At 43.0% G+C, this 25,650-nt stretch carries 28 protein-coding genes; 7 read left to right on the top strand and 21 right to left on the bottom strand.

What is annotated here, in order from left to right; translation table 11 throughout:
• Positions 1-233 precede the first annotated feature (233 nt).
• Positions 234-1,586 (top strand): (Fe-S)-binding protein, encoded by a 1,353-nt coding sequence (locus SWH54_05980; protein MDY6790801.1) that lies wholly within the window; start codon positions 234-236, stop codon positions 1,584-1,586.
• A 71-nt stretch (positions 1,587-1,657) separates the two neighbouring features.
• On the opposite strand, the gene SWH54_05985 is transcribed toward SWH54_05980, so the two are convergent.
• Positions 1,658-2,200, bottom strand: coding sequence for a nitroreductase family protein (locus SWH54_05985; GenBank protein ID MDY6790802.1), 543 nt, complete (start codon positions 2,198-2,200; stop codon positions 1,658-1,660).
• Between the two features lie 22 nt (positions 2,201-2,222).
• Positions 2,223-2,852: a hypothetical protein gene (locus SWH54_05990; protein ID MDY6790803.1), complete on the bottom strand. Its 630-nt coding sequence runs from the start codon at positions 2,850-2,852 to the stop codon at positions 2,223-2,225.
• A gap of 82 nt (positions 2,853-2,934) precedes the next feature.
• Between SWH54_05990 and SWH54_05995 the strand changes: the two genes are divergently transcribed.
• Positions 2,935-3,582, top strand: coding sequence for a YkgJ family cysteine cluster protein (locus tag SWH54_05995; GenBank protein ID MDY6790804.1), 648 nt, complete (start codon positions 2,935-2,937; stop codon positions 3,580-3,582).
• Here the strand turns inward: SWH54_05995 and SWH54_06000 are convergent.
• Positions 3,579-4,790: a hypothetical protein gene (locus SWH54_06000; GenBank protein ID MDY6790805.1), complete on the bottom strand. Its 1,212-nt coding sequence runs from the start codon at positions 4,788-4,790 to the stop codon at positions 3,579-3,581. The genes SWH54_05995 and SWH54_06000 overlap by 4 nt on opposite strands.
• A gap of 80 nt (positions 4,791-4,870) precedes the next feature.
• A complete protein-coding gene (locus SWH54_06005) occupies positions 4,871-5,464 on the bottom strand; it encodes a 4'-phosphopantetheinyl transferase superfamily protein (GenBank protein MDY6790806.1) in 594 nt (197 codons plus the stop codon).
• Between the two features lie 271 nt (positions 5,465-5,735).
• On the opposite strand from SWH54_06005, the gene SWH54_06010 reads away from it, so the two are divergent.
• Together SWH54_06010 and SWH54_06015 are read left to right on the top strand one after the other, a co-directional pair.
• The gene (locus tag SWH54_06010; protein MDY6790807.1) at positions 5,736-5,948 is read left to right on the top strand and encodes a type II toxin-antitoxin system HicB family antitoxin; all 213 of its coding nucleotides are present in this window, start codon (positions 5,736-5,738) and stop codon (positions 5,946-5,948) included.
• Positions 5,948-6,133, top strand: coding sequence for a type II toxin-antitoxin system HicA family toxin (locus SWH54_06015; protein MDY6790808.1), 186 nt, complete (start codon positions 5,948-5,950; stop codon positions 6,131-6,133). The genes SWH54_06010 and SWH54_06015 overlap by 1 nt, the downstream gene beginning before the upstream one ends.
• Positions 6,134-6,484: 351 nt before the next feature.
• Here the strand turns inward: SWH54_06015 and SWH54_06020 are convergent, their stop codons facing one another.
• The 14 genes from SWH54_06020 to SWH54_06085 form a co-directional block, all read right to left on the bottom strand.
• Positions 6,485-7,960 (bottom strand): monovalent cation/H+ antiporter subunit D family protein, encoded by a 1,476-nt coding sequence (locus SWH54_06020; GenBank protein MDY6790809.1) that lies wholly within the window; start codon positions 7,958-7,960, stop codon positions 6,485-6,487.
• Positions 7,957-8,349 carry a cation:proton antiporter subunit C gene (locus SWH54_06025; GenBank protein ID MDY6790810.1) on the bottom strand — a complete coding sequence of 131 codons (393 nt, stop codon included), beginning with the start codon at positions 8,347-8,349 and terminating at the stop codon, positions 7,957-7,959. Before SWH54_06025 ends, SWH54_06020 begins: the two co-directional genes overlap by 4 nt.
• Positions 8,350-8,358: 9 nt before the next feature.
• Positions 8,359-8,634: a hydrogen gas-evolving membrane-bound hydrogenase subunit E gene (gene mbhE, locus SWH54_06030; protein ID MDY6790811.1), complete on the bottom strand. Its 276-nt coding sequence runs from the start codon at positions 8,632-8,634 to the stop codon at positions 8,359-8,361.
• On the bottom strand, positions 8,631-8,876 hold the full coding sequence (locus SWH54_06035) for a hydrogenase subunit MbhD domain-containing protein (protein MDY6790812.1): 246 nt from the start codon (positions 8,874-8,876) through the stop codon (positions 8,631-8,633). The genes mbhE and SWH54_06035 overlap by 4 nt, the downstream gene beginning before the upstream one ends.
• The gene (mnhG, locus tag SWH54_06040) at positions 8,873-9,187 is read right to left on the bottom strand and encodes a monovalent cation/H(+) antiporter subunit G (GenBank protein MDY6790813.1); all 315 of its coding nucleotides are present in this window, start codon (positions 9,185-9,187) and stop codon (positions 8,873-8,875) included. Before mnhG ends, SWH54_06035 begins: the two co-directional genes overlap by 4 nt.
• Positions 9,187-9,453 carry a monovalent cation/H+ antiporter complex subunit F gene (locus tag SWH54_06045; GenBank protein MDY6790814.1) on the bottom strand — a complete coding sequence of 89 codons (267 nt, stop codon included), beginning with the start codon at positions 9,451-9,453 and terminating at the stop codon, positions 9,187-9,189. The genes mnhG and SWH54_06045 overlap by 1 nt, the downstream gene beginning before the upstream one ends.
• Positions 9,454-9,682: 229 nt before the next feature.
• Positions 9,683-10,141 (bottom strand): Na(+)/H(+) antiporter subunit B, encoded by a 459-nt coding sequence (locus SWH54_06050; protein MDY6790815.1) that lies wholly within the window; start codon positions 10,139-10,141, stop codon positions 9,683-9,685.
• Positions 10,142-10,154: 13 nt separating this feature from the next.
• Positions 10,155-10,877 carry a Na+/H+ antiporter subunit E gene (locus tag SWH54_06055; protein ID MDY6790816.1) on the bottom strand — a complete coding sequence of 241 codons (723 nt, stop codon included), beginning with the start codon at positions 10,875-10,877 and terminating at the stop codon, positions 10,155-10,157.
• A 52-nt stretch (positions 10,878-10,929) separates the two neighbouring features.
• Positions 10,930-11,697, bottom strand: a complete 768-nt coding sequence (locus tag SWH54_06060) for a universal stress protein (protein ID MDY6790817.1) — start codon at positions 11,695-11,697, stop codon at positions 10,930-10,932.
• A 24-nt stretch (positions 11,698-11,721) separates the two neighbouring features.
• Positions 11,722-12,606, bottom strand: a complete 885-nt coding sequence (locus tag SWH54_06065) for a universal stress protein (protein MDY6790818.1) — start codon at positions 12,604-12,606, stop codon at positions 11,722-11,724.
• Positions 12,607-12,681: 75 nt separating this feature from the next.
• On the bottom strand, positions 12,682-13,074 hold the full coding sequence (locus SWH54_06070; GenBank protein MDY6790819.1) for a response regulator: 393 nt from the start codon (positions 13,072-13,074) through the stop codon (positions 12,682-12,684).
• Between the two features lie 193 nt (positions 13,075-13,267).
• Positions 13,268-14,803 carry a response regulator gene (locus SWH54_06075; protein ID MDY6790820.1) on the bottom strand — a complete coding sequence of 512 codons (1,536 nt, stop codon included), beginning with the start codon at positions 14,801-14,803 and terminating at the stop codon, positions 13,268-13,270.
• A complete protein-coding gene (locus tag SWH54_06080; GenBank protein ID MDY6790821.1) occupies positions 14,803-17,313 on the bottom strand; it encodes an ATP-binding protein in 2,511 nt (836 codons plus the stop codon). The genes SWH54_06075 and SWH54_06080 overlap by 1 nt, the downstream gene beginning before the upstream one ends.
• A gap of 8 nt (positions 17,314-17,321) precedes the next feature.
• Positions 17,322-18,887 carry a sodium:proton antiporter gene (locus tag SWH54_06085; protein MDY6790822.1) on the bottom strand — a complete coding sequence of 522 codons (1,566 nt, stop codon included), beginning with the start codon at positions 18,885-18,887 and terminating at the stop codon, positions 17,322-17,324.
• Between the two features lie 763 nt (positions 18,888-19,650).
• Between SWH54_06085 and SWH54_06090 the strand changes: the two genes are divergently transcribed.
• The 3 genes from SWH54_06090 to SWH54_06100 all read left to right on the top strand — a co-directional run bounded on the left by SWH54_06090 (position 19,651) and on the right by SWH54_06100 (position 22,356).
• Positions 19,651-20,340, top strand: coding sequence for a Crp/Fnr family transcriptional regulator (locus SWH54_06090; protein MDY6790823.1), 690 nt, complete (start codon positions 19,651-19,653; stop codon positions 20,338-20,340).
• Between the two features lie 418 nt (positions 20,341-20,758).
• Positions 20,759-21,310: a cyclic nucleotide-binding domain-containing protein gene (locus tag SWH54_06095; GenBank protein ID MDY6790824.1), complete on the top strand. Its 552-nt coding sequence runs from the start codon at positions 20,759-20,761 to the stop codon at positions 21,308-21,310.
• Positions 21,311-21,315: 5 nt separating this feature from the next.
• Positions 21,316-22,356, top strand: a complete 1,041-nt coding sequence (locus SWH54_06100) for an AI-2E family transporter (GenBank protein ID MDY6790825.1) — start codon at positions 21,316-21,318, stop codon at positions 22,354-22,356.
• Positions 22,357-22,386: 30 nt separating this feature from the next.
• Here the strand turns inward: SWH54_06100 and SWH54_06105 are convergent, their stop codons facing one another.
• The 3 genes from SWH54_06105 to SWH54_06115 form a co-directional block, all read right to left on the bottom strand.
• Complete coding sequence (locus tag SWH54_06105; protein MDY6790826.1) at positions 22,387-23,691, bottom strand: TRAP transporter large permease; 1,305 nt, start codon at positions 23,689-23,691, stop codon at positions 22,387-22,389.
• A 69-nt stretch (positions 23,692-23,760) separates the two neighbouring features.
• Positions 23,761-24,321, bottom strand: coding sequence for a TRAP transporter small permease (locus tag SWH54_06110; GenBank protein MDY6790827.1), 561 nt, complete (start codon positions 24,319-24,321; stop codon positions 23,761-23,763).
• An 8-nt stretch (positions 24,322-24,329) separates the two neighbouring features.
• Positions 24,330-25,352: a TRAP transporter substrate-binding protein gene (locus SWH54_06115; protein ID MDY6790828.1), complete on the bottom strand. Its 1,023-nt coding sequence runs from the start codon at positions 25,350-25,352 to the stop codon at positions 24,330-24,332.
• Positions 25,353-25,650: the final 298 nt, after the last annotated feature.

Here is a 25,650-nt window from a genome sequence, read left to right on the forward strand (position 1 = left end):
CTTTAACGAGTTGCCAATGCAAGTAAATTATGCATTTTCTGGAAAATCTTCGTTTTACTTCTATGCGATTTTACATCGTAAATTCAAACAGTTTTCAATTGTCGTTCAGACACTAACTATATGCCAAGTCATCCAGCACCCGGATGGCTGAGTGGCGGGCCCAAGGAAAATATTTTTCATGGGCCGGATGAATACCCGATTATGTTTTCTATCAATGGATGAAGGAGAAGATGATGCCGGATATGAGAGAGCTTGCGATCCTTATGAAAGAACTCAAAGACCAGCTTGCTCTTTGCATGAGGTGCGGCACCTGCCAGTCTGTTTGCCCTCTTTTCGCTCAGACCGGGCAGGAGGCAGATGTGGCTCGTGGCAAGCTTGCCCTGTTAGATGGGCTGTTGCAGGAAATGTTTAAAAATCCTCATGGTGTTTACGACCGGTTGGACCGGTGTCTTCTGTGCGGTTCCTGTGCGGCCGCCTGCCCCAGCGGCGTGAAAGTACTGGACATATTCATCAAAGCCCGTGTAATATTAAACACTTATATCGGATTGTCATGGACAAAGAAAATTATTTTACAGAAAATCCTGTCTCACCCCCGGATATTTGACCGTCTTGTTCATTGGGGCGCAAAACTTCAAAAATTGTTTTTCAGGCCGGTTAATGATACATTGAAAACCTCATGTGCGCGATTCCTACCTTTCCGGCTTTCAGAGCGCCATATCGTATCCCTTGCGCCCGAACCCTTTCACCGTCACATGCCGTCATTAAATACCAGCCCCGGCCCTTGCGGAATAAAGGTGGCTATTTTTGTCGGATGTTTAATTGATAAAATTTATCCCCATATCGCCAGGGCCACTTTAGATGTGTTAAGCCATCATGGTGTCGGAGTCTTTTTGCCTGAAGACCAGGGGTGTTGTGGGATTCCGGCCATCTCCGCAGGTGACGCCACCACATTCAATCGGTTGGTTCGCCACAACCTGGAGCAATTCAATAAGACGGATTTTGACTACCTTATCACCTCATGTGCCACCTGCACCTCAACCATTAAAAAAATATGGCCCCTGATGCTTCAACGCGAATCCAAAGAAATAAAAATCAAGGTTGATAAAATTGCAGAAAAAACCATGGATATCAGCCAGTTTTTGGTGTCAAAAGTTGGCCTTAAAGCCGGCAGCAATCATCTAGAATCCATTAATACAGTTACCTATCATGATCCATGCCATTTAAAGAAATCATTGGGGGTGTCAGAGGAGCCCAGGGCATTGATTCAAGCCAACCCCGGGTATCTTTTACGGGAAATGCCCGACGCCGATGCCTGCTGTGGTATGGGGGGAAGCTTTAACCTTCAATATTATGATATTTCAGCTGACATAGGAAAGATGAAACTGGAAAACATCAAACGTTCCGGCTGCTCCATGGTGGCCACCGGCTGCCCGGCGTGCATGATTCAACTATCCGATATATTGTCAAAATCGGGGGATCCGATAGCGGTGAAACATCCTGTTGAAATCTATGCCGAGTTCTTAAATGAACAACACGAATGGAGTAAAGGGGTAAAAGGCATAAGCCATCAAGGCAAAAGAAAATAGTAAAGCAGCCACGCCCAAAGGACATGGTTTTTCTAAGCTAAAAAATAACGGCCTCGCTGCTCTGAAATTTGTCAGCTGCCTCGATATAACTTCCCGTAGGAATTTAAATAAATTTTATCGTACTGCAGATCTTCCTTTGCATGGGGGGCCTTTCTTTTTTCCGGATGTCCGACGGCAATAATGGATTCGACTTTTAGTTCCGCAGGGATATTTAAAATTTCAGAGATATATTCCTGGGCTGTTTTTTCTTGGTCATGCATCCTTTCTCGGATCTGAATCCAGCAACTTCCGAGTCCGATTGATTCAGCAGCCAGCTGGATAAATATGGATGCAATAGAAGCATCTTCCACCCATACATCAGACTTTGCCGCATCCGCGCACACCACAATTCCTAAAGTCGCATGTCTTAAAAAGGAAGATCCATGTTCCTTGGTTAATGAAAGCGTTTTCAGCAAATCTCTTTGGGTAACAAAGATAAATTCCCAGGGATTAAACCCCCTTGAGGAAGGAGCTCGTAGAGCGGCTTCAATCAAAACAGCAATTTTCTCTTTTTCAACGGAATATGGCAAATATCGTCTAATACTTCTTCTTTTTTCAATGAGGGGCAAAAACATTAAAATACTCCTTTAACAAGTTTTAGTTAACCACCACAAATATTTTTATTTTTACTTTAATATCACTTTTTTCTTTATAATCAGAAATGCGCATATCAGAGAGAAAAATTTTTCCGGTCATTTTTTCTTTGTTTCTGTGTTTATTTAGAGCCGTCCGCATGACTGCATTTCGGTATTCACTGATTAGAGCTTTTTTAAGATTGCCTGTACGAAATGAAGTTTCATAAAATACAGCATGATCTGATCGGGAAATAATGATCTTGGTCAGACATGTTTGCTTGGCAAGAATTCTGTGATTGCCCAGGTCATAGAATTCGGTTGTTGTATTTTTTAACACCCCTTGAGAAGAGGTTTTCAGTGTGTTAAAATCAACAAATGTGCCTTTTACCTTTTTAAGCACAAATTCAACCCCGGATATTTGATCAACCAAACTGTTTGCGGCCAATCCGGCTGCCCTGCGTCGTGCAAGAATTTTTGAGTTGGGGCTGGCGTTTTCGGGAATCTTGGCGTAACCGTATCCAACCACCTGAATCTCTTTGGAAATTTTCTTTTCAACAACTGCTTCCTCAAATTTATCCCTGGGGCAGCTAGCGGTGATCAATAAAATGAAAATGATTGCACAAACAAATGCGGTATTGATTTTACCAAGCATGTGATATAATTACCGTAGTGAGTCGTTTTACATTAATAATGTCCTACAACTATCAAACCAAACCCCTTTTCGCAATAAAAAGATGACTGACTTAAAACCGATTGATAGCAAACAGAATGTCCATATTACTGAATGTATTCGCTGCGGAACCTGCTGCAAAAAAGGGGGCCCTTCTTTTCATTTGGAAGACAAAACCTTAATCGACAAAGGCATCATTTTATCCAAATACCTTTTTACCATCAGAAAAGGCGAACCGGCATATGACAATGTCAGACAAGAGCTGTTACCGCTATCTTCAGAACTGATAAAAATAAAAGGGAAAAATGACTCCAGCACCTGTATATTTTATAATGAAAGCGAAAACAAGTGCAACATTTACCAAAACCGACCGGTTGAATGCAAAGCCATGAAATGCTGGGATACAAGGGAAATTGAAGCCATCTATGCAAAAGACCGGCTGACTCGAAAAGATTTGCTTTCTGACATTGAAGGACTATGGGAGCTTGTCAAAGATCACCAGTCCCGCTGTTCATATGAAAAAATTAAAAGGATGCTGCAAAAACAGGGCAATAACAAAGATGCGATGCAAAAAGAGATTCTTGAAATGATTCGGTATGATACTCAAATCCGCCATCTGGTGGTAAAAAAAGGGGGCATGGATTGCGAAATTCTTGATTTCCTGTTTGGACGGCCCCTTACAGTAACCATAAAATCCTTCGGTCTTAGCTAATCTTCGGGAAATTCGTCTTCAACAAAATCATCGATATTATCTATGGGCTCATCTATTTCCTCTAAAGCTTCCGATATCGATTCCTCCACTGATTCATCTATCGTGTCTTCCAGCGGGTCTTCCACCAGGTCTTCCGCCAGTTCTACTTCCTGAGGGGGTTGAGGCTGTGGTGGTTCCTGGACCGATTCTCCCCATATATATTTGCCGTATTTAAGATATCCCTGGACATTGTTCAAACGGGCATCCACGTTGATGTCGGTGGGCAGGACATTCCCTGCAATCAGCGGCTGGAGGTACTTCGCCAGTTCCATACAACCGCCTCCGGTTAAGATAATCGTATCAATGTCCCAATCACCTGCCCATACCCGATCGATGTCATTGGCTATGGTCCCGGCCAGTTGAGCGTAAACCTGATCCCTTATTTTGGAGAAATCGAGTCCATGCCCCTTCATTTTAATGGCTCCCTGTTCTGCCGCCCGGTATAAGCGGTACAGTTCAACGCTGACTCCGCATTTTTCCCGTAGTTTATTGGAGATTACGCCAAACGCTTTTGAAATTCCGGTATCCATGGTTCTGCTGCTACGATCAATATACCTCAGACGGTCCATTATGGTAAAATCGGTGGTTCTGAACCCGATATCGATCACACCCACTTTCTGTTTGGCCAGATCCTTATTGACGATTTTACCCCGGTCATCCATCAGGTGGTTTATAATTGTTCCCAGGGGCTGCGGAAGCATTCGAACTTTATTGATGTAGATTTCTTTGACAATCTTGCTGCCATCGGGCTGGAGGTATGATATCTTGTGATGCCCCGTAAGGATTTCATTGAACCGTTTGTGGTTGTGCTTAAAATATCCTATGGGAAGCCCTGACACCACGTTGATGGGGACATTAATAGAAGAAGAACTGTCTTTTAAAAAAACGCCGGCAACCGTCAGCGAAAGAACTTTAACAAATTCAGATATCAGCTTTTCCTGGTCCAGAGTAAAGCTGATCACGTTGGACTGCTGTTCAGCAAGATCCCCAATAAAATATGACCTGCCATCTATGGTCACGTTGAAATAGTTGGAAAAAGAAGTCTCACCGAAATCAACCCAGAATTGCAAATCCGTGGCATCCCCAAAAAGGGATTTAAAAATCAGGGTCTCGTTGCCGTCGGTCGCTTTGGTAAAACCGAATCCAATATCAATACCCAGGACCTCCATATTCATCCTCCATGATTACCACTCAAATATTTTACCTGCTACCATAGCCTATCACAAACAAAAAGTCAAAAGAATCAAGCCTATAAAATTATCCACTTAATGCAGGGAGCTGTTTGTATCACTGAGGCCATATGTCCGCTGAAAAAGAATTGTTCGACAAACCATTTTTTACTTTTGTATTTTATGGCCAGGTGATGGTCGTCTATGATCTGGACAATGCGACAGTGTGAAAGATCCGTGAGGCCTTTTCCCCCTGCCTTCAACACCGCCTCCTTTGCCGTCCAGTATCTGAAAAAAAGCGGTAGCGGATCGGCGTGGGAAAGTGCCCATTCCCGGTCATCAGCAATTTTTTTAAAAAGCGCTGGAGAACATGGCCTGATTTTTTCAATATCGATTCCAATTCGTTGTGAATCAATCACTCCCCCCACATAGTCCGGCTTATGTGTTACCGACCAGTAATTTCCCTCAGATGGCATAGGAGAGCCGTTATTTTCCTTGAGGAGTTCGCCAAGTTGAATACCGCTTTTTTCGGCAGAGATTTTAAGCGCCCGCCTGGCATGCCGGCTCAGATATTTCACCCTTTCCCTGCGCGTGAGCTCCTTATAGCTAGCCGGGACGGAGAGGATGACCGGGTAAATCACCCGATGTTCTGTTTTAGACTTTTTGTCTTCCATTATGCATAAATCAGCTCGACCATATTTTTTTAAGGTTTACCCAACAACATGAAAAAGCAATAAAAATGCTATTAAACAGGGAATGCATATAACACTTTCATCCGATCTTGCAACTTGTAAATTTATAGTAGCAGAAAGAAAATAGCTTCATCCGCGCTTTAGCCATCAATTATCCGCTTTACAAATTTGCTTTTATAGCGCTCAATATTGACTTTTTATACTCATTTGGATATGTTTAACATAATTGAGTGAAAGAGAAAGGAGCTAAATCATGCCCAACGAATTTTCTGCCATTGTTGAAAAAGAGGATGACTGGTTTATCGCTTATTGCCCGGAAATTCCAGGCGCAAATGGTCAAGGTCGCACCAAGGAAAAATGCCTGCAAAGCCTGTCGGATGCGATAAAACTCATTCTCGAAGATCGAAAAGAAGACTCATTAAGAGGTATTCCAGACGATGCAATGAGGGAGGTGGTCACCGTTTAATGAAACGCCAGGCACTTCTTAAACATCTGCGTTTGCACGGATGTTATCTCAAGAGAGAAGGTCGCTCCCATTCACTTTGGTGCAATCCACAAACAGGCCACACTGAGGCCGTTCCACGACATGTTGAAATCCCCAATAAGTTAGCCAAAAAAATCTGTCGTATGCTATCGGTTCCTGAAGAATAAATTTATGCCGAATAGCCTTTCCTTATCAACCACCCTTTTGCTTAACAATTTGATTTTTTATATTTTTCTGATATAATGCGCAAACAAATCAAGCTTTTTTGACCAACGCAGCATTATCCCGATTAAACGAGAAACAAAACAGGACTCTTTTTCTGCCCTTAAAAAAATAAAAAGGAACCCGAAATGGGATTCCTTCAAATAAAAACCCGCTGATTTGCCAGGCGGGCTCAGTGGAAGCCTTTTCAGGTTCTACTGCCACTGGCAGAAAACATCATAATTGTACAGCATATTAAACTCATTTAAAGTTAATTCTAAAACGGAACGGTTTTTTGACAGCTACGATAAAAACAATCACAGCTTTGGAACGGCAAACTGGATGACATGGTTTATAATCGGCTGGTTGTAAATTCCGATGAGGATGATACCCACAGCGGTTATGATGGTGGGAATCAGCATGCTCATGGGGGCTTCGCTGATTAATACGTCATGCTCATGCCCGTGAGTTTCAGAGAACCCATAGCCGATCTCGAAAATTCGGAAAAATAAAATAATATTGATCAGGCTCGATAAGAGAAGAGCGGCGACAAAGGCCCAGCAATGGGCAATGATTGCCCCCTGGATAAGATACCATTTGCTGAAAAACCCACAGGTCGGCGGAACACCGATGATCGAAAGGGCGGTAACGACAAAGGCAGCCATGGTATAAGGCATCTTTTTAAAAAGGTCTTTAAAATCGGTGAGAGTATGGCCTTGGGTTTGGTAGTAAAAAATTCCGGCTATGACAAACATCCCCAGGGTCATGATGGCGTCATTTAAAATATGAAGAATGACTCCTTTAACAGCCATTGCATTGGCAAGGCCAGTGCCACCCACCATGTATCCGATTTCCGCCACCACAATGTAACAACACATTCGCTTGAAATCAGTTTGGGCAAGCGCCATTACCGCTCCAGCCACAATCGCTGCAATCCCCAGCCAAATCATGATGTCGGTGACCGGAAGCGTGTCCATAGACAGCGAGGGTTTAAACACAGTATACATGATTCTCAGCATGACATAAACGGAGACCTTGGTCATCAAAGGGGCAATGAGAGCGCTTGCCGCAGATGGCGCCTTGGTATATGCGTCGGGCAGCCAGGTATGCAGCGGGAAAAGAGCCATCTTTATGGCTATTCCGACAAAGAAAAAGGCAAAGGCCACCAGGATAACCTTCGACCCATAGAGATCGGGCAAAAGCCGGGCAAGGTCGGCAATATTAAGTGATCCTGTTGCAATATAGAGGTAGCCCACGCCCAGCAGGTAAAAGCATGCCCCGACGGTTCCCATGATAATGTATCTAAAACTGGCCAATGGCGCTCCATCCTCGCCTGCTGCGATGAGTGCATAACCGGTGAGTGATGTAATTTCTAAAAACACATAAAGGTTAAACATATCACCGGTGATGACTATCCCTAAAAATCCGGTGACCTGAAGCAAAAATACGGTATAGAAATAGACAATGCTGCCGTCTATCTCCTGAACGATATTTCTTTTGGAATATACAGCCACAATAAGGGCGGTCGCTGATATAATGATCAGCATCAGGGCGTTAAGGTGGTCGATCACATACTCTATTCCCCATGGCGGCAGCCAGCTTCCCATATAATAGTGAACGGCGCCTGTATCAATTACGCTGTCCAACACAAAAATTGAGCAAACCATACACAGGGCAAGAGACAAGATCACCCATGGGTAGCAGAGGTTTTCTCTCCACCATCCAAGCAGGGGCGTAATAATCGCAGCCAGCAAAGGTATGATAATAATAAGAACAGGGAGCTGATCCGTCATTTTATGGCCTTTAAAATTTCATCTTCTTCCAGAGTATTATATCTTCGGTATATTTTAATAACGATCGCCAGCGCCACACCAAGAGTGGCAACCATCACCACAATTGCCGTAAGCATAAGCACGTGAGGCAGGGGATTAAGGTAGGCAGAAGCCTCGATGGCGTGACTGACATGTTCACCGTTTCCGTGAGCATGTTCAATAATGGGAAGGGTTGCGCCTCCTTTCTTGTATGCGGTGGAAACATAAAAAAGGATGATCGCTGTTTGAAAGATATTCATGCCGATGATTTTCTTCACCAGGTTTTTTTTACCTATCATCGCATAAAAGCCGATCATCATCAGCACAATGTAAATCCAGTAGTTGTATTTACCAATAATAAGGTCAAGCATGATTGGTCCTTACCCTTTGCGTTTTCTTCTTAGCAGTAAAATACATGCCATGCCGGCAGAAAAAATAACCGTGGTTTCGCCGAGTGTATCATAGCCCCTGTAGTCCGCAAGAACTGCGGTGACGATATTGGGAGTCGCCGTTTTTTCAACAGCATCAGAAATATAATTCGGAGACACATGGCTATTTGCCGGAGATTCAGGATTTCCCCAGTCAGGCATATCCATCGTTCCATAGGCAAGCACCATTCCGGTAATAATCACCACAAGTAAATTCAATATTTTCAATCTTTGGACCTCCTGGTGGTTTTGCTTATAGCGGCGACCATGAGAATGGTTCCTACCCCGGCGCTCACAGAGGCTTCGGTAAAGGCAACGTCAACGGCACCCATTAGCGCCCATATCAAACACATAAAGAAACTGTACGCTCCCAGGATCATCACCGCGCTTAACAGATCTTTTACAGTGATGGCGGCAATGGCACATATCAATACGAAAAAAAGCAATATCATATCAAACGGTATAATCAACTTTCCTTCTCCTTTTTCAACCATGGCTTAAGGCCGCTTCTAAATCCCGCCCGGGAAATGGCATGGGTTGCGGTCGGTTGCGCTAGAAACATAAATACGGCAATAAAGACAATCTTTAGGCTGGTCAATGAAAAACCTTCGTAAATCCCCAAGCCAATAAGGGATAAAAATACACCCAGAGTATCTCCCTTGCCGGTGGCATGCAAACGGGAAAAAAAATCAGGAAAGCGTAACAGCCCTATGGTTGCAGTGGTAAAGAAAAACAGGCCGCCTGCCATAAAAAATACAAATAATACATCTATTACGCTCATCAGTTTTCTCCTACGGTTTCCAGATATTTAGATGCAGCCAGTGTGCCGATTAAGTTAAGGAGGGCATAAACCATGCTGATATCAATAAACATATCCACGCGGTTATAAAGGAATCCAATGATCAATAGTATGATCAGCGTCTTTGTACCTATGGCCGAAAGTGCCGCTATCCGGTTAAATACTCCAGGACCAAACACAACACGGTAGAGAATAAGAAAAACAAGTATACATAATCCCATACCGACACTAAGTAAAAATTCGTTCATTAAAAAGACCTCAAGGTTGAAAGTTATTTATCTTTACAATGCAATTTGCCAGTTGTAATTAGCAACAGCTTTTTTTTGTGCTATACCATATTTCTGTGCGTTTCGGATAATTAGTGGTAACAATTCTCGATTTTAAACCCGTAACTCGTCACCCGAAACATTTGCGCGATAACCAAATAATCATGTTAAAAATGGCGCACTATGCCAATTGATAAAGGTGGTTGAAAGGCTATTTATCTTCATCTTTTGGTGGGGCTTCTCCCTTGGAAATATCAAAAAAGATAGAAAACATCACCGCCATGACAGCCAACCCTACGCCGATTTCAACACCAAGTATTCCAAGGGATCGCGCATGGGCTGGATCTGCGGGGAGAAGTTTGGCCAGCTTGCTGTAATCAAGATAATTTCCGGCCAGAACCAGGCACAAAACCCCGATTCCTGCGTATATAAAAACCCCTGAACTGGAAAACACAGCAACCGCTTTATCGGATATCCTTTTTTGTGTCTTCTTTACACCGTGAGTAATCATAAGCAGTATTAAACTGGCTGCCAGGATAACACCTCCCTGAAATCCTCCACCAGGGCTGTGATGCCCGTGCATAATCACATAAAGGGCATACAGCTGAATAAAGGGCACCAGAATGCGCGCCAGGGTCTTTATAATAATATCATCACTTCTTTGTAACATAGTCGTTTCCTTTTTATAGACCTCTCTTCAACTCTCCAAATATCGGGGCCACATCAAGTGCATCTTGAACATAGATATGATCTGCCTCCATAAAGACGTGGGCGATTCTGTCCTCCATTTCGCCGGCATGCAAATCATCAGCCACTTTTTTGTCCAGCGCATGAACAAAGAACTCTCCGTCTTTTATGTCCATGGTGATTGTCCCAGGGGTAAGGGTGATGGAATTTGCCAGTGTGACCCATGAAATATCGCTTTCCAGTTTTGTTTTAAACCTTATTATTTGTGGAGTCACCCGTTGTTTTGGTCCTAAAGCCACAGAGGCCACATAAATATTTGAGGTGATGATCTGGTAAAGCAGCCAGGGTATATAGGCGAAAAACCTCCGGGCAACGATCCGAGCATCTCCAACCCTAACATTGGCAAAAAGCAAATCGTGGGTCAGGTAGGCAATGAACAATGAGCAGATAACTCCGAGGGTAAGATGGAACAAATCGTACTTTCCTGATAAAAGTACCCAGAAACCAAAAAGCATTAAAAAAGTGACCACCAGATTCTGGAAGCCGGATTTTTCTTCCTGGGCACCGGTAAGAATGGCCTGAATATTTTTTTCTTCCATCGTCCGTGTTTCGGATGTGAGTTTGACTGCAGTATTTAACAAGTCTACAGCCTGACTTCTGGCATCCTCCATAAGACGAAATGAAGTATCCATGGCCTCTATTAGAAGGGTGACTTCCACAGTTTAAATCCTTTTCTCGTTTCCAGTTAAAGATCTAGAGACAGTTGTATGGTCAAGGAACAACCAGGACCGGTAATTCAGCTTCACAAGCAACTTTCCCCGCAGAACTTTTATTGAATAAGCTACGTAATCCTTTTTTCCTTGATTCTCCTCCGATGATAATCATGGTGCCTTTATAATCTTTGGCTGCCGTTTGAATTTCTTCTGAGGTATTACCGGCATAAATGTGCGATTCTGCATCGATTTCATTATCAAGGCATATTTTTCGGGTGTCGGCAAGCCGGGTTTTAAGTTCTCGCATTTCTTTTATGGTCAGTTTTCCTTTAATTACATTCACAATTTCCATTTCACCAACCATTTTTTTAAAACCAAGCAGAAAAGCAAGCGCTTTTTCAGACTTGGGTGACCAGTCGGTGGCAAAGACAATGTGGGCAAACATTCCTCTTTTATCCGTTTTAGTTTTATGGTTGGCATGGTTGATAAAAATGAGTGGAACAGAGGAATCTTTTATTAACTGCTTGATAATCGAATTTCGGGATGTCTTTACTTCCTTCTTTTGAAGATTAACAACGATAAGCGACGCCCCTTCGTTTTTAGCAGCATTTAAAATCCTATGGGGCAATAATTGATCATCCAATATGATTTTTGACTTGATATTTAAGTCGGATAATCCTTTTGTACAGGAATCAAAAGGAACGGTTTGCAGAAAAGCAATTGATTCAAAATCGAGCTCACCTACAGGCAGGGTTTCTTTCAGCATGTTAACAGAAAGGGACTGATCTTTTAGATCGGTGGCGTAAAGTAATTTCCTTGCTTCCATAAACGAAAAAACATCCTTTTTGGTTTAATTCCCTGACACTTTTGAAGGGACAAGCAAGGTGGGAAAAGCAGACTTTTCAGCAAGCTCCATGGGAACACTTCCCAGCCACCTCTCTCTTAATGCTCCTTTTCCGGTTGCACCCATGACAATCATGCTTGCCCTGAACTCTTGCGCTGCTTTTTCTATCTCATCAGCCGTATCCCCTATATAAAAATGAGATTTGGCTTTTATACCTTGAGACTCAAACATTTCGCATACTTCTTCTAGCTTTTTTCCGTTTTCCTTTCTGAATCTTTGCACTTCCATTGCGGTAAGTCCGTTTAATTGTTTATCTTCGGCGACGTGAATGATTCTGATGGTTTTGATGACGTTTTTTAACCCCAGTAGATATTCTGCCGCCTTATGACTTGCAGCAGACCAGTCGGTGGCCAATAGGGGTGTTTTAAACGGTGCCCTGATTTTATCTGAGGAATCCAGCATGTATTTATAAAGCAATACGGGAGCTGAAGTTCTTCGAATCAGTTCCGCGATATCCGAACCTGAAAAAAGTATTTCTAGCTTTGTTTTTTTACGGTGACCCATGACAACAAGATCGACTTCTTCTTTCTGAACCGCCTGGATAATCTGCTGGACAAGATTTCCTACCACAATATAGGCACCCACTTCCATGCCCTGTTCAAACAGAGTTTCCGCCCAGTCAATAAAGCGTACATTGACCATTTCTCTTAACTTAATCTCTTCTCCCTTTTGATATCCGGTCCCTCTGCGCATGGCCACTTTGTCTCTTTCTATTACATTAAGAAACACGACATGATTTAAATCCGCCTTTCTCAGGTCCATTAAGGACTGCAAGGCATCGAACCACAATTCCTCAAGTTGGGTGGCAAACAAAAGCTTTTTAATTTTCATAAGTTATCTCTGGTTTTATTTGATTATTGCAACGTGTTTTAATTCCAACCTTGTTTCTGTTTTTAAAGCAGGGAATCAGCCGATTATTTTTTTTATCATTTCAGCCAGTTCTTCCGGTTCGACCGGCTTTTCCAGATAGGCTTCAGGCTCCGGTACATTTTCACTGCCGAATTCAGTCAAAGCCTCCTGGGAGCGGAGAAATGTCCGCCTGGCGATACCGGATAGTATGATAACGGGAATATTTTTCAACGAGTCGTCTGTCTTTAGCTCTCGATACATCTTAATTCCGCTTTGTCTTGGCATCAAAACATCGAGCGTGACCAGGTCCGGCCTTTCTTTTTTTATTGTTTCAAGACCCTCTTCTCCGTTTGTTGCGGTTAAAGGCGTATAGCCGTTTTCCTCCAGAACTGTGGTGACAAATAATCTTATATCAGGATCGTCGTCCACAGAAAGTACCTTTTTGCCCATAATGAAACCTCCCCGGTGTCCTGTCATGTATCAATTGGCAAAAGATTGGCCGTTTTTTTCTTTCCGCAGGGCATATACCCGAAAGTGCAGCGCTCCGATAGATGACTGAAGACACAACGCTTCGGACAGGAAAAAAAGAGAAGCCAGATGCGTCAGTTAATGCATGACAGGACATCAATATATGTCAAACGCATTATCCTTTACCTGCTTCTTTATATGGCAACCAAATAGTAAAAGTTGTTCCTTCTCCCAGCTTTGATGTTAGATCTATCTTTCCTTGATGCTCTTCTATAAGTTTTCTGGTTACGAGTAAACCGAGGCCGGTCCCCTTGCCTTTTTTGGTACTGAAAAAGGATTCAAACAGGTTTGCCCTGACCTCATCGCTCATGCCGGACCCATTATCTTTTACCTCAAATCGGATAATATTGCTTTTTTCAAGGGCTGTTCTTACATGAATCTGCCATTTCTTGCTGGTGTACTCATCAGCAGTGCAGGCATCAATGGCATTTGAAACCAGATTCAATAACGAACGATGAATAGACCTGGGGTCCATTAATACTTCATGGATGGAAAGGTCAAAATCTTTTATAATTTCGATATGATGTTCTCTTGCGTTTGCTTCAACAAGTTCGCAGACATCATTGACGATTTCGTTGGGCAGGCAGTTTTCATATTCCGGTTCTCTTTCTTTGGAATAGGTAAGCAAATCCAAAACCAGATCGGATATCCGCCCGATATTTCTCTTTATGGCCTGCCATCCATTTTTTAACTTATCGGTATCATTTTTGTCAAGTGCAACATCAACGATATACCTGCCCCCTTTCAGTCCGATGAGTATGTTTTTAATATAATGGGCCAGCCCGGCCACGGTCTGGCCAACAGCAGCCAGTCTTTCGGAATTGATCAATTCCTTTTCAAGCCGCTTTATTTCCCTGAGGTCCTGGAAAAAAGCAACGCTTCCCATGGCCATCCCTTCTTCATACAAAACCGTTCCGGTAAATCTGACCGGAATGTTTTGCTTGTTTTTTGATAAAACTGTGATTTCTCTCCAGGGCCACTCTTTATTGTTTTGTTTATTTTCCGCCTCGTTTTTGAAGGCGCCGACGATTTCCGGCGGATACAGATCGACCACCTTCATCTTTCCAATCACTTCAGCTTTGGAATAGCCAAAAATTCTTTCCGCCTCTGGATTAAAAACGACTATTTTCCAATCGTCATCCGTAGCCACAATTCCGTCGTTTGAGCTTTTTATGAGCTTGGTTTGGAAATTGGATTTTCTTTTTACCTCCTCGGTGGCAATTTTGACCATATTTTCCAAGTCATCGGTATATTCTTTTAGTTTCAGCCTGATATCAATTTTTTCTTTTGCTCTGTCAAGGGCGATGGAAAGCGCTTCATCTCTGACCGGTTTGTTTATAAAATCAGAAGCCCCGTATTGAAGAGCTTCTATGGCTGTGTCGATATCCCCGTGACCGGTGATCATGATCACCTCTGTTTCAGGATTCATCTCCTTAACTTTTTTTAAAACCGCTATGCCATCCATACCGGGCATCTTTATATCGGTAAGGATGATGTCGGGAGATTCCTGTTTAAACACCTCCAGGCCCTCTTTTCCACTCAGGGCGCTCACCACATCATATCCATCGCTTCTCAGGGACATGGAAAGGACTCTGAGAATGTCTTCTTCATCGTCTATTAGTAAAATTTTGGGGGGTGAAATTTTTTGCATTATTCAGCGACCGGAAATCTTATTTCGAAGGTGGTTCCTTTATTGACTTCACTCTTTATTTCAATGGTACCGTTATAGTCTTTTATAATTCCGTAACTGATACTGATCCCCAATCCTGTCCCCTTGCCCACTTCTTTAGTGGTGAAGAATGGCTCGAATATCTTATCTATTATCTCTTGGGGAATACCGGTGCCGGTATCAGTCACAGTGATAACAGCCTGACCGTTTTCAGCAAACGATTTTATTTTCAGCAGCCTTTCCCAGTCCATGTCGCCCAGTTCTTCGCCTTTTTTGTCCATGGCATCCACTGCATTGGTCACCAGGTTGATGAAGACCTGCTCCAGGCGGTTATGATCGGCCATAATACAGGGAAGTTCCGGATCAAGATCAAGATTCAGCTTGATCTGATGGACTTTTAATTGATGGCCCAGTACTTTAAACACATCTTGAATGGGATCGTTTATATTTATCTTTGTTTTGATAACTTCAGACTGTCTGGCAAAATCTCTCATATGTTTTATAATTCCAGAAGCCCGCTGTACATTTTTACTGATATCATTGGCCATGGATGCTAAATCTTCATTGTTGATGGGCATTCCTTTGTTTATCATTTTCAAAAAGAAATCGGCACAGACCTGGATGACGTTCAGCGGTTGATTGATTTCATGGGCCATGCCTGCGGCCATTGTTCCCAGCGTGGTCATTTTGCCGGCCTGTATCAACTGGGCTTCTTTTTCAATGCTTTCGCTAATATCGGTGGTGGTGGCTAAAAGAACGTACGCATCTCCATATTCCGCATAACAAATATTTATATTGACAAAAAATGGGACACTTCCTTTTTTAAAATGCTGTTTTTTTAAAAAAAGTTTTGATTTGTCTTTGGGTAATTTTGCTATAGCGTTGGGTATTTCTTTACTCGTTCCATTTCCCAGATCTAAAAAATTCATCCCTAAAAATTCATCTCTTGAGTAACCGTATCCTTCTTCGGCTCTTTTATTGACATTCAGAATTTCAAATGTTTTCATGTCCAGGATAAAAATAGGATGGGGGTCATTGTTAAACAGAGATCTATACTTTTCCTCCGATCTCCTGCACTGATCATTAAGCATGGAATTTTCAACGGCGGCTCCTATCCTGTTTCCAATGAGTTCTAAAATATCTCTTTCCTCAGGGTCGAACCTTCTTGGGCGCTGGCTGACCACACGCAAAACACCATAGGCGGTTTTTTCTTTTGCCCGGATGGGAATATAGACCAAAGATCCTATTCCTTGTTTGGCAAAAAGTCCGATTTCTCCTTTGGCACTTTCGGTAACATCTTCAAATACTGCTGGTTTTCCCTCCTTAAATACTTTATGAATCATGCTGTATTTTCTGTTATCCACAACAAGATCTTTGCCGATTCCGAAAGAATATTTAAGGGAAATATTTCCATCCGGTTTCATTAGAAACATGGAGACGCCACCAACCAATAAATAATCGACGATCTCATAAAAAATCTCGCTCAGCCTTTCCTCCATGCTCAGAGAAGAATTTAATGCGGTATAAATAGAACAAAGGGCGGAAAGTTCCCGGTTATGACGCTCGTGGATATGTGCCGACCTTTTTTCCTCGGTTTTATCCCACAGAGTCTCAATCGCTCCAATCATCTCTCCGGCAGGCCCTTTTATGGGAGCCGCAGTAAAAAAAAGCCACTTTCCGTTTTCTCCAAGGTTGGGGAAAAATTCTTCGGCTTCGTATGCCCCTTCGAGTAAATCCGATCTGCGCCATTTGGCGCCGTAATATCTTTTTATGTCCTCCACGTTCATTTCATCCAGTATCACATCGGCCATGGTCGGTCGTTCTCCGGATCTAAAAGGTGCCCATTGTTTGTTTGTTCCCACCATTTCATCGGCAGGAAATCCGGTGAGTTTCTCGCAGGCCTTATTCCAATGGGTGATAATATGATCTTTGTTGATTACAAACGTCGGTATGGTACTTCCCTGTACGATCTGGGACATGGTTTGTTCACTTTCGACCAGTTCTTTTCTTATCCTTTTGGAATAATTACTTCTTTCGGTGATAATTTTTTCAAAGTGGTCTGAAAATTGCTCGAATACTTCGATTATTTTTTCAAAATCATTTCGGCTGCCATACAGTTTTTTTAAAAATTTTGTTTTTTCTTTTTCCAGCTGGAAAAAATTCCATACCTGCACGGCGTCGAAATGATCGATCAATGTCACACCGTTAGGCTTGGTCCTTTTAATCGTTTGCCGAAGATTTTCATCCTTGGTCAGTTCCAAAATCAAATCCAGTTCTTTAAGCTTGAACAGGTCTTTATAGTCGCTGGTGGTGTATATCCCCTTTTCTTTAGCAAATTTCAAACATTCCGCATTTCCATCTATATCAACGACACCCAGAATGTTAGGCCGCTGACTCTGGAGGTTTTTACTGTATAAAAGCTGGAGGATTGACTTGCAAACCATCCCTCCTCCAATAATGGCCATGTTTGAATCTTTTATTATTTTATCCATGCGTTTCCCTAAAAGAAAATAAGCGTGACAACAATAAAAGTCGGGATTAAAAACACCAGGGAATATTTCACTATGTAACCGAAAAAGCTTGGCATAGGCGTGCCTGCCTCCTCGGAAATGGATCGTACCATAAAGTTAGGCGCATTGCCAATATAACTGCATGCGCCAAAGAAAACCGCACCGGCGGAGACCGCTTTGAGATAGACAGCGCTTTTTGTCATAAGAAGCGGTACGGCCTGGGCTTCCGTCATCCCGGAATAAAAGCTGCCTATGGCGGTGTTAAAAAATGTAAGGTAAGTCGGTGCATTATCCAGAAAAGATGAAAGCGCACCTGTAATCCAGAAGTAATGAAAGGGTTCCTTTACGGCATTAATCAAAAAAGCCAGTTCGCCTTTGGTTCCAGCCTTAAGTATAAGTAGACACGGAATCATGGTAAGGAAAATGCCGATAAACAGATAAGCAACTTCAACAATCGGAAACCAGGTAAAATCATTATCTTCACGCAGTACTTTGGAAGTGGTCGCCAGTGAAAGAATGCCCATTACAATGAGAAGGCCGTCCCGAACCCAATCCTGGACTGCCCGGTGAATTCCGAATGTGTTGACTTCACCCCAGTTTACCATTCCGCTCATTAGCACCGATCCGACCACACCTGCAAGAAACAGAAAATTATGTATTCCTTCCAATTTCAGTGGCTCTTTGGCCTCATTTTCAGGGAGAGTCGTCCCTTCTTTTTTGTAATGGTATGAATCGAGGAAAAAGTAAATGACCAGCAGGATCCCGACAGTCAACATCATATGAGGCATTATGTTAAAAGTCCAGAAAAAGGTCACCCCGTGCAGAAACCCAAGAAAGAGCGGTGGATCACCAAGGGGAGTCAAAGAGCCACCGACATTTGCCACCAGAAAGATGAAAAAAACCACCATGAAGGTTCTGTTTTTCCTGTAATCATTCGCCCTTAAAAAAGGACGTATCAAAAGCATGGCAGCTCCCGTGGTGCCCATCCATGAAGCCAGTATGGTTCCGATGATTAAAATGACTGTGTTTACTACGGGTGTACCCCGTAAGGAGCCACGGAGCAGTATCCCTCCCGAAACGGTATAGAGGGCCCAAAGCAGTATGATGAAGGGAACATAATCGGCCAGGATAATATGAAGAATTTCATGCAAAGCGGTCCCTTTAAAAACAAATAAGAAAGGTATTCCCAAAGATGCCGCCCAAAAAGCGGAAATTTTGCCGAAATGATGGTGCCAGAAATTCGGAGCGACAAGTGGAAAAAGGGCAATGGAAAGCAGCATGCAGGCAAATGGAATGCAGCTCCATAGCGGCAAAACTTCTCCTAAATTTGGATGGCCATGGCCTGCATCTGCGGCCGCATGTGTTTTTGTATGTGGCGCAACTTCTGGTTTTTCTGGTTTCGACTCAGCATGCTCGTCATAGTGGGCTGAAGCAATTTTTTGTGAAGCATGGGCTGGAACAGTGTCTGGGTTGGAAGCCACAGCCAAACCTGCAAAAATAAAAAAAACGAGTAAGCCGGGCAAGAAGATTGCTGAAATCAATTTTCTGAATATCATTTATCCATTACCTCCTGCTGCATCTATTCAAGTTGAGCTAAGCTTTGATAGAAAGAAAAATTAAAAATATCAAACAGAAACAAAATAGCAACTATTATTTTAGCTTCCAGCAATTTCATGAGAGTTTAAATAAGCTAGAACTCAGGAGCATGTTCACCCGACCACACAACTTACCGGTTTTAGTTAGCGACAACTTCTTTCAAACAAATTAACAACCGCATGATGCTGAGGGATACAAATCGTTGTAAAGTTAAACAGTCATCTGAAATGTATCTTTTGCACTGCTATATAATTGTTGCATTCAGTACGGATTCTGCGGCATGATCAGCGACACTTGTTTGGCGGCAGATTTCCTTAAAACATTGCTATCCTGTTGAATATATATTAAATAATATTTTTATCGCCTAAAGGTGATAAAATAGCTGTTGTGGCATGAATGTTGCTCATATAAACTAACACCAGCCCTAAGTTCCATCTTACTCCATCTGTACCTCATAAAATGCCCTTGCCGGTAGTAACCGACACGGGCATTTTATTTTGTCATCTTCATTAATTGGTAAAAGTCAAACTTGCCGGTTATGCTCTATAGTTGCTGAGGTAACTAAATAATAATATTAAATATGCTTGGCGTTCGGTGAAAACCTGGTGGTAAAAAATAATCAGGACAATAAGGTCGTGCAATTTAACGCGCAATGTGATATATGATAAACTATAAATGCAACAGTTCAATTGAATGAATTGAATGAGTTGGAGTCAATACAGCATGTCCACATCCAGTCCGCAACAACTGCTTAACAAAATACCTTTATTTAACGCCTTGAGCGATTCAGATCTTAAAAGTTTATCGGAATGTGTTCGCCTGCGGTCTTTAAAAAAAGGACAGACGCTTTTCCAAAAAGGGGACGAAGGTTCGTCTCTGTATATAATCAAACAAGGGACCATTAAAATTGTGCTTCCATCAAGATTGGGGGATGAGGTCATCGTCACCATTTTTTCCGATGGAGATTTTTTTGGTGAAATGGCGCTATTTGACGGACAACCCAGATCGGCAGACGCTCTGGCAATGGAATCCTCAAAAATTTATATGCTCAGCAGAAACGAGTTTCTCTTATTTTTGCACTCCAATATTAATGCCATGAAATCGATACTGTCGCAGCTAACAAAACGGCTGCGCAATACGGATGATTTTCTCGAAGGCACCTGTTTTTTAAGTGTTTCCGCCAGGCTGGCAAAGAAACTTCTGGATCTTGCCAAAGCTTATGGCCGAAAAGATGGTGACAGAATTAATATTGATTTAAACCTGACGCAGAAAGAGCTTGGAGATATGATAGGTTCAACCAGGGAAAGTATTAACAAGGAGCTTAAAATCCTTCGGGATAAAGGATTGATCACCAACCAGGAAAACAAAATTCAAATCGTTGATATGGTACGATTAAAGCGCAGGGCCTATTAGTCACATATTGATGGTTTAGTAAAAACTCCAATTTAGACGGTTCGGCAAAAAATCAAATTTACGGCGTACCACTTTCGCACCCTCTAGTTTGTTCTAGGCCATAGACGGTAAGGAATAACCATAACTATTTACCGTAAAAAATACTGCCGGCGCTTGTTAACCACGGCACCAATCAATACATAGAGCTATGATGCTGGATACCCTGTTCAATACCAGATGTTATATCTTGCTGGTGCCTGATTATATGGTATGTCGCCCAGGATGCCGGTTAGCAGATAAAGGAAGAATTTTTTGTTTTAAAAATGCGATGATTATCCCCTGACCGTTTTGAAGGTGATTGGATTCAGGGATGAGAAACTTAAGAAAAAAATGAACAGATGGAAAACTTGGGTTAATATGCAAAACCGGAGCTGAAAGCATGGCAGATTTTTTATGGAAGAATTATTTTAGAAGAACCAGCGAAGAAAAAGAGATAAGTGCAATTTTAAAAGAGAATATTTTATTCGCCGATCTTAGTTCCAAACAGCTCAAGTTTGTGACCCACATTGTTCACCTTCGCAAGTATCGAACCGGTGAAGTTGTTTTCCACCAAGGTGAAGTCGGTGTCGGCATGTACATTATTGCTAGCGGGCAGATAAATATTACCAAAGAAGAAACGATTTCCCATAAAAGTAAAACCCCAAACGGAATTATCATCACAAAACTTGTGCCGGGTGATTTTTTTGGTGAACTTTCTCTGGTGGAAGAGAACGGGAGGCGCAGCGCAACAGCGATTGCAGGAGAAGAGACATCTCTTATCGGCTTTTTTAAGCCTGATTTACTTGAAATTCTGGAAAGAAGGCCCAGTGTAGGGGTAAAAATTGCCCTTCGATTGGGTGAGGTGATGAGCAAGCGTTTAAAAGAAACCACAGACAGGGTCTCGATATTGGAAGAACAGCTTACACTGCTTCAGTCACCAAGCAGCACCTGAATAATATGAGAAGCTTAACCAGAGAACGTTTGATCAAATCCTTTGCAGTTGTCGGTATACTTACCCTGTGTACAGTTATTGTTTTTAAGACAGAAAACATACTGGTTTCATTTGTACTCGGATTTGTTATTTATTACCTGCTTGCACCTGTGGTAAATGCGATTGAAAGAGCCGGAGCATCAAGAAGGCTTGGAGTGACTGGTTTATTTATTTTAATCACTGCCGCTTCCGGGTTTGGCCTTTATATTTTACTTCCGGCAACTGCCGGCCAGCTATCTGCTTTTAAAAATGAACTTCCAGAGTTTATAGAAGGTACCACAAATCTTCTGGCCATTTCTGAACAGAAGCTCAATTCTCTTTTGTTTAATATTTATAAGATCGATATCAGCAAGAGTCTGGGGGACACATTAATCATATTTTTTAAAGGACTATTTGACAATTTACCTGATATCATTTCATCTTCATTTGTGGTAATCATCCTTGCCCCTTTTTTTGCCTTTTTCATGCTGCTTGATGGCCAAGCGGTTTCCAAGAAACTTTTGGCTCTGGTTCCCAATAATTTTTTTGAACTGGCATTGAATCTGCAGCATCAAATAAATGTTCAGCTGGGCGATTTTGTACGTGCAAGACTCCTTGAAGCCGGCATAGTGGGTTTTTGTGTCTGGCTAGGATTGGCAATTATTGATTTTCCATATGCGGTTATCCTGGCCGTTTTTGCGGGACTGTCCAATTTAATTCCTTATATAGGGCCGGTTGCAGGGGCTATACCCGCTGTGCTGATTGCGCTGGTAAACTCGGTGCCCGGCCTTGAGTTTTTGCTGGTCATCGCTATTTATATCATTGCCCAGCTCATAGACAATTTTTTTGTCATTCCTCTAGTGGTGGCAAAAATCGCCGACCTTCACCCGGTAACAGTTACCGTTGTTATTATTATAGGGGCTCAGATCGGCGGAATCCTGGGAATGATCATTTCCATTCCAGTGGCATGCATCATTAAACTGATCATCACAACCATTTACAGTCATCTTGTTGAATTTTATAGTTAACGGACCCAAGCACTCAGGCAGTTTCCTCATCTAATTAAACATTGTATTGGGCAGAAAAAGGGCTATTTGAGGGAACACAACGAGGATGGCCAGGCATATGAGCATTGCCAGCCAGAACGGCCAGATACCCTTGAATATGGTGTTCAGTGGTACATCCGGTGCGACACCTTTCACCACAAAAACATTCACCCCTACCGGTGGACTGATTAGTCCCATTTCCAGAACGATCACCACAATAACCCCAAACCAGATCGGGCTGTATCCAAGTTCAAGAATGACGGGAAACACCACCGGTAGAGTCAGAACCAGCATTGCAATCCCTTCGAGGAAAGTGCCAAGGGCGACATAAGTTGCAAGCACAATGATAAGTATGCCCGAAGGGCCAACATCGAGGCCGGTTAGAAAAGTCACCACATTGTGGGGAATCTGGGAAAGGGCCATAAATGGTATAAATACATGGGCACCGATCAGGATCATAAACGTGAGTGCAGTAGTACGGAGTGTATGAAGGATAACCGATTTGAATTTTTGCATGTCAAGGGACCTGCGGATAAGGGCCACGATAAGAGTCAGAAAAGCACCCACCCCGGCTGCCTCAACCGGTGTCATCATACCCCCGTAAATACCCCCAATGGTAATCAGCACAATGATGACAATGGTGCTGGCTTTGCGCAAAGTTGCCAGTTTTTGTACAAAGTTAGTTCTTGGCCCGGCCGGGCCCAGCTTCGGCTTGATACGGGTTAAAATCGCTATTGCCAGCAAAAACAGACCTGTCAGTAATAACCCAGGAAATATGCCTGCAATAAAAAGCTTGCCAATTGATTGCTCTGTCAGGATGGCATAGATTACAAAACCGGAAGACGGAGGGATAAGATAGCCCAGGGTGCCACCGGCTGCCACACATCCGGTGGCCAGGCTGTTGTCGTATTTAAACCGTTTCATTTCCGGCAATGCGACACGTCCCATGGTTACAGCGGAGGCAAAAGATGATCCGCTGAGGGCTGCAAAGCCCGCACAGCCGGCGATTGTGGCCGCAGCCAGTCCACCTCGCCAATGTCCACCCCAGGCGTATGCAGCATTATAGAGATCACGACTCATTCCTGATAACCCTGCCAGGTTGCCCATAAACACGAATAAGGGTATGATACTGAGTTCCAGGTATGATGAGATTTCAAAGGCTTCAGAGCTAAGGGTGGAGTAGGCTGCCGGAAGGCCATTAATAGCTGCGATACCGGCAAAGCCGGTAACCATCATCGACATTGCGATGGGCATGCGCAGTATAAGCAGTCCAAAAAATACAATAAGACCTATCATTCCAATTACAGTGGGAGACATGATTAACCTAAATGGAAAGCGTTTACCGGGTGGAGATTGTGCAATTCTTTCCTTCCTATTGGCCTTTTGTTATGGTGAGTGGGGGGTGATATCGGTTGTGCGCCCATGCAAAAACAGAGGAATCTCTGCAATCAATACCACCGCATAAAGCAGCATGCCCAAAGATAAAATGGAGTAAAAGGGTCTAAAGGGTATTTCAAGTGCCAGGGATGCCTCGCCAAATTCATTGGCGTTCAGTCCGCTTAACCAGAGCCGCCACGCAAGAATAATCAGCATCCCTATGGCGACAAGTCTGACAAACACCTCAGTCCAGCTGGCAATGCGTGGCCCCATCATACCGGTAAACAGCTCTATGGAAACCTGCCCACCTGTCCGGGCACTGTAGGCCACGGACAGGGCGACAATGGCCAGCATAATCAGCTTTGAGACATCTCTGGCACCAAAGATGGGTGAACTGAAAAAATACCGCAGGGTGACATCTATCACGGTTATTCCCATCAGGGTCACAATCATAAGACCGCCACCCCAAAGTGCAACAAACCTGACCATACGATCAACAAAATCAAGCACATGGTACGGCTGCTTGTCCTGGCCCGGCATGTGGATCTCTTGTTTGCCCAAATCCGCCATTAAATACCTTACCTGGTGAGGGCTTCAAATATTTCCCTGGCATTGATGCCCTTTTTTTCAAACGTATCCAATTCTTCGTTTATTGCAGGACGGGCCGCATTGGTAAAACCAGCCCTTTGCGATGCAGTGATTTTAATGTACTCTATATTCGGATCGGATTTTGCTTTTTCAAGGCCTTTAATATCCAGACTTCCCCATATTATGCTAGCCTTTATGCTGAATTCACGTCCGGTGAGTTTATCCAGAGCAACCTGCTGGCTATGAGAAAGCTCATTCCAGCTTTTTTTGTTCATTGCAAGGAGAATCACCGAACTTGGACCGGGAAAATTGTCTGTCACATATTTGGCCGGTTCGGCCAGGTTCCATGGTCTGTATAGAGAACTTGGTTGAAGTACGACAGCATCTACTATTCCGGTGTTGAGTGCATTATAGGTTTCCGTCACAGGCATGGCCACAGGTACCGCGCCCCACGATCTGATAAGATGAGTCAGAATTGGAGAACTTATTCGTACTTTCATATCCTTAATGTCGGCAACTGACCGTACCGGTTTTTTCCTGGTCATAAGAGAGGCAGGAGACATCACCCATATACCCAGAACTTTGACAGCCTTGTATTCGTCTGCCAGATAGGTATCATAAATACTCCAGAGTTTACGGGTTCCCTCTTCGGCAGTATAAGCGACACCGGGCTGTGTGACCAACAACGAGCGTGGGAAAATACTTGTAGTGTAGGCTTCTATACAAAAAGTGATATCGGCAACACCTTCAACGGCACGCTTATATTGTTGAACAGGACCTTTGCCTAAAGCTCCTGATGGATATATCTTGATCGTCAGATCTCCATTTGTGGCTTTGGCCAGATCCTCGGCCAGAGGGGTGAAAACTTCCCGATGCAGTATATGCAAAGGCGGCATAAAATGGGCAAGTTTCAATTCCTTGCACCAAGCAGTGCTTGATAAAACAATATATATAAATAAACCGGTAAGGAGAAACAAGGACACAAGCATAAATTTTGTTGTTCGTTTGAGCATAATGGTCCCCCTCAGTTTTAAAGGCTACGCTTTTTTGTATGCTTCGATAAATTAAAATAGGCTCAGACTGATTACCAACATTGCCCGGTCTGGTCAATAAAAAAGTCCGCTGATGCGCCACCGCAAGATTCATGGTGTTTGATGATTATAGTATTTTTGTTGGCTTAATGGATTGAATAATTAGTGCCTGAACGAAAAGTCATGGTTTTACGAGCCAGCCGGTTGGTTATGTTCGTTCATTAAATTACTACCGTTCAAAATGATGGCAGCCAGTAGTAAATCAAATCTTGGCTACCTT

Source organism: Thermodesulfobacteriota bacterium (genome assembly GCA_034189135.1).
Taxonomy (GTDB): Bacteria; Desulfobacterota; Desulfobacteria; order Desulfobacterales; family JAUWMJ01; genus JAUWMJ01.

What these genes read in the sequence shown, in the direction of transcription:
- SWH54_06000 (MDY6790805.1), bottom strand. Translation starts at nt 4,790, where the DNA reads ATGGAGGTCCTGGGTATTGATATTGGATTCGGTTTTACCAAAGCGACC.
- SWH54_06105 (MDY6790826.1), bottom strand. Translation starts at nt 23,691, where the DNA reads ATGTCTCCCACTGTAATTGGAATGATAGGTCTTATTGTATTTTTTGGA.
- SWH54_06115 (MDY6790828.1), bottom strand. Translation starts at nt 25,352, where the DNA reads ATGCTCAAACGAACAACAAAATTTATGCTTGTGTCCTTGTTTCTCCTT.
- SWH54_06100 (MDY6790825.1), top strand. Translation starts at nt 21,316, where the DNA reads ATGAGAAGCTTAACCAGAGAACGTTTGATCAAATCCTTTGCAGTTGTC.
- SWH54_06045 (MDY6790814.1), bottom strand. Translation starts at nt 9,453, where the DNA reads ATGAACGAATTTTTACTTAGTGTCGGTATGGGATTATGTATACTTGTT.
- SWH54_06095 (MDY6790824.1), top strand. Translation starts at nt 20,759, where the DNA reads ATGGCAGATTTTTTATGGAAGAATTATTTTAGAAGAACCAGCGAAGAA.
- SWH54_06070 (MDY6790819.1), bottom strand. Translation starts at nt 13,074, where the DNA reads ATGGGCAAAAAGGTACTTTCTGTGGACGACGATCCTGATATAAGATTA.
- SWH54_06015 (MDY6790808.1), top strand. Translation starts at nt 5,948, where the DNA reads ATGAAACGCCAGGCACTTCTTAAACATCTGCGTTTGCACGGATGTTAT.
- SWH54_06060 (MDY6790817.1), bottom strand. Translation starts at nt 11,697, where the DNA reads ATGGAAGCAAGGAAATTACTTTACGCCACCGATCTAAAAGATCAGTCC.
- SWH54_05995 (MDY6790804.1), top strand. Translation starts at nt 2,935, where the DNA reads ATGACTGACTTAAAACCGATTGATAGCAAACAGAATGTCCATATTACT.
- SWH54_06075 (MDY6790820.1), bottom strand. Translation starts at nt 14,803, where the DNA reads ATGCAAAAAATTTCACCCCCCAAAATTTTACTAATAGACGATGAAGAA.
- SWH54_06010 (MDY6790807.1), top strand. Translation starts at nt 5,736, where the DNA reads ATGCCCAACGAATTTTCTGCCATTGTTGAAAAAGAGGATGACTGGTTT.
- SWH54_06025 (MDY6790810.1), bottom strand. Translation starts at nt 8,349, where the DNA reads ATGCTTGACCTTATTATTGGTAAATACAACTACTGGATTTACATTGTG.
- SWH54_06090 (MDY6790823.1), top strand. Translation starts at nt 19,651, where the DNA reads ATGTCCACATCCAGTCCGCAACAACTGCTTAACAAAATACCTTTATTT.
- SWH54_05980 (MDY6790801.1), top strand. Translation starts at nt 234, where the DNA reads ATGCCGGATATGAGAGAGCTTGCGATCCTTATGAAAGAACTCAAAGAC.
- SWH54_06065 (MDY6790818.1), bottom strand. Translation starts at nt 12,606, where the DNA reads ATGAAAATTAAAAAGCTTTTGTTTGCCACCCAACTTGAGGAATTGTGG.
- SWH54_06080 (MDY6790821.1), bottom strand. Translation starts at nt 17,313, where the DNA reads ATGGATAAAATAATAAAAGATTCAAACATGGCCATTATTGGAGGAGGG.
- SWH54_06020 (MDY6790809.1), bottom strand. Translation starts at nt 7,960, where the DNA reads ATGACGGATCAGCTCCCTGTTCTTATTATTATCATACCTTTGCTGGCT.
- SWH54_06110 (MDY6790827.1), bottom strand. Translation starts at nt 24,321, where the DNA reads ATGGCGGATTTGGGCAAACAAGAGATCCACATGCCGGGCCAGGACAAG.
- mnhG (MDY6790813.1), bottom strand. Translation starts at nt 9,187, where the DNA reads ATGAGCGTAATAGATGTATTATTTGTATTTTTTATGGCAGGCGGCCTG.
- SWH54_06005 (MDY6790806.1), bottom strand. Translation starts at nt 5,464, where the DNA reads ATGGAAGACAAAAAGTCTAAAACAGAACATCGGGTGATTTACCCGGTC.
- SWH54_06050 (MDY6790815.1), bottom strand. Translation starts at nt 10,141, where the DNA reads ATGTTACAAAGAAGTGATGATATTATTATAAAGACCCTGGCGCGCATT.
- SWH54_06085 (MDY6790822.1), bottom strand. Translation starts at nt 18,887, where the DNA reads ATGATATTCAGAAAATTGATTTCAGCAATCTTCTTGCCCGGCTTACTC.
- SWH54_05985 (MDY6790802.1), bottom strand. Translation starts at nt 2,200, where the DNA reads ATGTTTTTGCCCCTCATTGAAAAAAGAAGAAGTATTAGACGATATTTG.
- SWH54_05990 (MDY6790803.1), bottom strand. Translation starts at nt 2,852, where the DNA reads ATGCTTGGTAAAATCAATACCGCATTTGTTTGTGCAATCATTTTCATT.